Raw genomic sequence first — 4,441 nt, forward strand, 5'->3', positions numbered from 1 at the left:
CGCATAACATCTGGAAAATCCTTACGAAGGCTAGGCTCTCCCCCCGTTATAAGTAGCTGCGTGGTGCCCATTCTGGCAAATGCTGTCATCAACGTTCGTTTCTCCACCTCATCTATTGCCGCCGGAGCGTCCGAAATTTTCGTGTATGGCACCGCAGTGCTCGTGGAAGACCGCTGATGGAACTGATCGTATTCCTTGTTCTCCTTGGGCTGGGTTACGTTTTCGGACGACTTTCCGAGAGTCGCCATTACCGCTCCATCGTTCAACGCGAGCAGGAACTCAGAGATATCTCGGTTGTTCCTGTCAAAATACCTCCTCCAGAATATCTCAGACACGAATCCACTCTGGTATGCGGTAGCGTCGTCATCTCTGTCGATTACTTCAAAACAGTCGCGGCCTCTTTGCGGAATATTTTTGGCGGCCGTGTCGGTGCTTATGAAAGTCTTCTCGACCGCGCCAGACGGGAAGCAGTTTTGCGTATGCAGCAGGAAGCACGTCAACTAGGTGCCGAAACCATCTATAACGTGAAATACGAAACCTCCCGCATTGGTGAAAATGCAGCGAAAGGCCTTGGCTCAGTAGAAGTACTTGCCTATGGAACCGCGTTGATGACCAACGCTGGCGCTGAGCAGCTACGAACCTGAAGGATGAACTTCCCTAATGAAAACCCTCAACTGCCAGAGGGAATCAATAACCAACACGACAACCCTTTTATCGATTTCGCTATTATGGCAGGCGCTCTGCTGATGGCAGTGGTCAGTCTTTCCTTCCTGATCGGCTGGGGGGCTGTGCGTATCGCGCCTGCGATGCCCTTTGAGTGGGAGCCTGATATCTCACTGGCCCCATCCGGATATAGTTCAGAGGAAGATCAGAGAATTGCGGACTACTTGCAGAGCCTGACACAGAAGTTGATTCCTGAAGATGCTGAAATTTCCTCAGTTAAAGTCCACTGGCTACCCGATATTAATGCTGCTAATGCCTTTGCGACATCAGGAGGCAATATTCACGTCACCCGGGGGCTGCTTGATGCCGTCCACAGTGAGAATGGCCTGGCGATGGTGCTCGCGCACGAATACGCTCATATAGAATTACGGCACCCCGTTGTCCTGATGCTGGAACAAATCGGCCACACGTTAATCGCGCTGGTAACTGGATTTGATAATTCTTCTGCGGGGACTATTGCCCAGCAGAGTGGTTTGATCAGCCTGATGGCCTTCAGTCGCGATATGGAACGAGCGGCGGACGCCAGAGCCGTTGTGCTACTCAGTAACCATTACGGACATTCCAGAGGCTCTGACGAGCTGTTTGAGCATATTCTCGAGTCTGATAATGAAGCCAGCCACCAATGGGGGCTCTGGCAGTCTCATCCGGCGACAAAGGACCGAATTAAGTTTCTCAACTCGCACAAAAAAGGCGGAGATACTCACGCATCGCTCCGCCCTCTTCCTTCATGGCTCTCAGAATCACTGAACAGCGATACTGAAACCCATTAGCGCCGGGTTCTTACTGGTTATCCAGGAAACGTTCCGCATCTAATGCCGCCATACAGCCTGTACCGGCTGACGTGATGGCCTGACGGTAGATGTGATCAGAAACATCACCTGCAGCAAAGACACCTTCTACGCTGGTTTGTGTGGCGTTCCCATGCAGACCACTCTGAACGACGATATAGCCGTCTTTCATCTCCAGCTGACCTTCAAATATGCCGGTATTTGGCGAGTGACCGATGGCTACGAAGATGCCTTCGAGATCGAGTTCTTCAGTCTCGCCCGTTTCGCGATTTTTGATGCGCATGCCGGTAACGCCCATGTCGTCACCCAGCACTTCATCGAGCTCGCTGTTCCAGCGAATAGTCACGTTGCCGTTTTCCGCTTTATCAAGCAGCTTATCGGCCAGAATCTTCTCACTACGGAAGCTGTCACGACGATGTATAACGTGAACTTCATCAGCGATATTTGATAAGTAAAGTGCTTCTTCAACTGCTGTGTTACCACCACCCACAACCGCTACTTTCTGGTTGCGGTAGAAGAAACCATCACACGTTGCACAAGCAGAAACGCCGCGGCCTTTGAATGCTTCTTCAGAATCTAAACCTAGGTACTTAGCCGATGCGCCCGTTGAGATGATCAATGCATCACACGTGTACTCGCCAGAATCGCCTTTAAGACGGAAAGGGCGGTTTGATAGGTCGACTTCGTTAATGTGGTCGAACAGGATCTCTGTTTCAAAGCGCTCTGCGTGCTCTTTCATGCGATCCATTAGTGCTGGACCCGTTAAACCTTCAGCATCACCCGGCCAGTTTTCCACTTCTGTTGTGGTTGTAAGCTGACCACCTTGCTGCATACCGGTAACAAGTACTGGGTTTAGGTTTGCACGAGCAGCGTAAACTGCAGCTGTATAGCCAGCAGGGCCAGAACCAAGAATCAATAAATTACAGTGCTTTACGTCGCTCATGAGGACTCCGAAATTGAAATTGTTTTTATTTATAATCGCTTAGGATTGTATGGAAAATATGGAGGCAATAAAAGGTTAAACAAGGGCTGAAGTGTAATTAATCGTTATAGGTTAGAACTTAATGGAGACAAACGTTTTCGTGGCTGAAAGATCGGCGAAACCACCGTCTTCTTTAAGGATTGCTGCTGCCGCCTTTTCGATTTCTAACGGGCATATCAAAACACACTCAAATAGCTGTATATAAAAACAGTGTTTAACTATAAGATTATAGGCAAGGTTTGATAGGCAACGTTAGAAAGATGAGGAACGAGCAATGAACTTACTCCCAACAGGCACACAGCTAGGTAAATTGGAACTACTGGAAGTGTATCAAGACGTCTTAGGGCCGAAGTGCTTTTCGGTTAAGAATGAAAACACTCAAAGGTTTATGGTGTATTGGAGCGGGGATTACGACAACGGCCAGAGCATTAAGTGGGCTTACATTCCGGTCACCAAGCCATTGCTAGCCAGCTTGCTAAATAAAGATGTGAGTTTTCACGATGCGTTCCACCGATCGGACAAGCTTTATTTAGCGACTATCTACACAAACGAAGTAGGGAAGCCCGCGAAAGTCGAACTACTGAATGCAACGAACAAGCACTTAGTAAACTTACCGCCCGTTGATTTTGAAATCGACCTTGAAGAATCTTTTATGGTTTAGTTTGCACAAGGGGACTTATTACGGGCTCTGAAACTCACAATTGGACAAAAGTGTGTCAGCAACTTTACTATCGAGGTGTCGATAAGTGTGGTGATTTCATTGATTATTGCCTCAGTCACTTATAGTGATGAAGCGGTTGCTAAAACCTTATTGTATTGATTTTTCCTTGCGTTTAATAATCAATAGTGCCAAAAAAGATACAGCTAATGCCATTATAGAAACGATTGTTCCGATGTTCCCACTTGGTGCAAAGTCCCAATCATTAAAGAAAAAGGCGGGTACGATAAAAACTTCCACTGTATATATCCACAAATTATAAATCGCATGAAGAATTATAGCGCTATATATACTCATGTATTTCAGTAGAACTATAGATGCAGTGATACCTAGAGAAAAAGCAACGACAGGGTCTTCATGGCCGTAGGCGAATAAGAGTGACGATAAAATTACGCCTATAAACTTGCTTCTCAAGAGTAAGCATATGCTACTTAGCAAGATAAACCTGAAGAAAAACTCCTCTGATAACGGAGCTAATATAACGGTTTCGAAAAGATAATTTAGTTTCTCGCTTACTTCCAGTTCACCACTAACGAGAAATCCTACGATATAGTCGACTTCTTGTCCCGTGACATATTGCCGGATAAATTCCATATAGAACAACGTGAAACAAGCCACGCCAATCGCTAGCACAGTAATTGGGAATACATGATGAGTAAAAGAGGAAACCTGTGGAGTTACTGAAAAGAGGCTATTTTCACTCTTCTTTAAAGTAAGCATCATCACAAACGCCACCACCAAAAAAAGGCCTCGAAGATCATTAAAACTCATGTCGCCCCATAGGTAATATAAGGCAAGTGCCAATATGCTTATGGGTAACGAGGTCTTAAGTCCTACGGTGGGAAACTTATCCATTTGTACCATATCTAAATTTGTTAATTCCTGCATTTAAGAGTGCATTTTATATCATCAGCCTCACATTAATTTCAATCGTATCGAGATCTTCACGACTAAATAATCTGGTGAAAAACTGGAACAGGATATGTATGGGTTTAACTCTGACGGGTTTTGAGGCATTTCTGAGGTAGAACGAGCCACGGGTAAAAAGTCAACCTGTGACGGTTCTGGACAGAAATTTGCGAGCTCCTCAGCTCTAATTACAGCGTTCCGGTTAATTTTTAGTATCGCAAGCCGACATTAACAGCCAGTGAGTGAGTAAAGGAATATTGAAAACCTAAAAAGCGACTGTTCGTTATTGCCTTTCCAACAGTATCTTTCTCAACAAACTTG

At 45.9% G+C, this 4,441-nt stretch carries 6 protein-coding genes; 4 read left to right on the forward strand and 2 right to left on the reverse strand.

Annotation, left to right across the window (positions count from 1 at the left end; genetic code table 11):
- The first annotated feature begins 63 nt into the window (after positions 1-63).
- Genes Q0688_RS02930 through Q0688_RS02940 form a run of 3 tightly spaced genes read left to right on the forward strand, consistent with a single transcriptional unit; the run spans position 64 to position 1,493 of the window.
- Positions 64-177: a heavy metal-binding domain-containing protein gene (locus Q0688_RS02930; protein ID WP_299073025.1), complete on the forward strand. Its 114-nt coding sequence runs from the start codon at positions 64-66 to the stop codon at positions 175-177.
- Complete coding sequence (locus tag Q0688_RS02935; protein ID WP_299073015.1) at positions 177-644, forward strand: YbjQ family protein; 468 nt, start codon at positions 177-179, stop codon at positions 642-644. The genes Q0688_RS02930 and Q0688_RS02935 overlap by 1 nt, the downstream gene beginning before the upstream one ends.
- A 3-nt stretch (positions 645-647) precedes the next feature.
- Positions 648-1,493 (forward strand): M48 family metallopeptidase, encoded by an 846-nt coding sequence (locus Q0688_RS02940; RefSeq protein ID WP_299073017.1) that lies wholly within the window; start codon positions 648-650, stop codon positions 1,491-1,493.
- A 10-nt stretch (positions 1,494-1,503) separates the two neighbouring features.
- Here Q0688_RS02940 and trxB read toward each other — a convergent pair whose 3' ends face one another.
- Positions 1,504-2,454, reverse strand: a complete 951-nt coding sequence (gene trxB / locus Q0688_RS02945) for a thioredoxin-disulfide reductase (RefSeq protein WP_299073019.1) — start codon at positions 2,452-2,454, stop codon at positions 1,504-1,506.
- A gap of 313 nt (positions 2,455-2,767) precedes the next feature.
- Here trxB and Q0688_RS02950 point away from each other — a divergent pair, with 313 nt between their 5' ends.
- Complete coding sequence (locus Q0688_RS02950) at positions 2,768-3,154, forward strand: DUF6575 domain-containing protein (protein ID WP_299073021.1); 387 nt, start codon at positions 2,768-2,770, stop codon at positions 3,152-3,154.
- Positions 3,155-3,301: 147 nt separating this feature from the next.
- On the opposite strand, the gene Q0688_RS02955 is transcribed toward Q0688_RS02950, so the two are convergent.
- Positions 3,302-4,099: a CPBP family intramembrane glutamic endopeptidase gene (locus Q0688_RS02955; RefSeq protein WP_299073023.1), complete on the reverse strand. Its 798-nt coding sequence runs from the start codon at positions 4,097-4,099 to the stop codon at positions 3,302-3,304.
- Positions 4,100-4,441 lie beyond the last annotated feature (342 nt).

Origin of the sequence: uncultured Paraglaciecola sp., from assembly GCF_937123705.1 — a bacterium.
Taxonomy (GTDB): Bacteria; Pseudomonadota; Gammaproteobacteria; order Enterobacterales; family Alteromonadaceae; genus Paraglaciecola.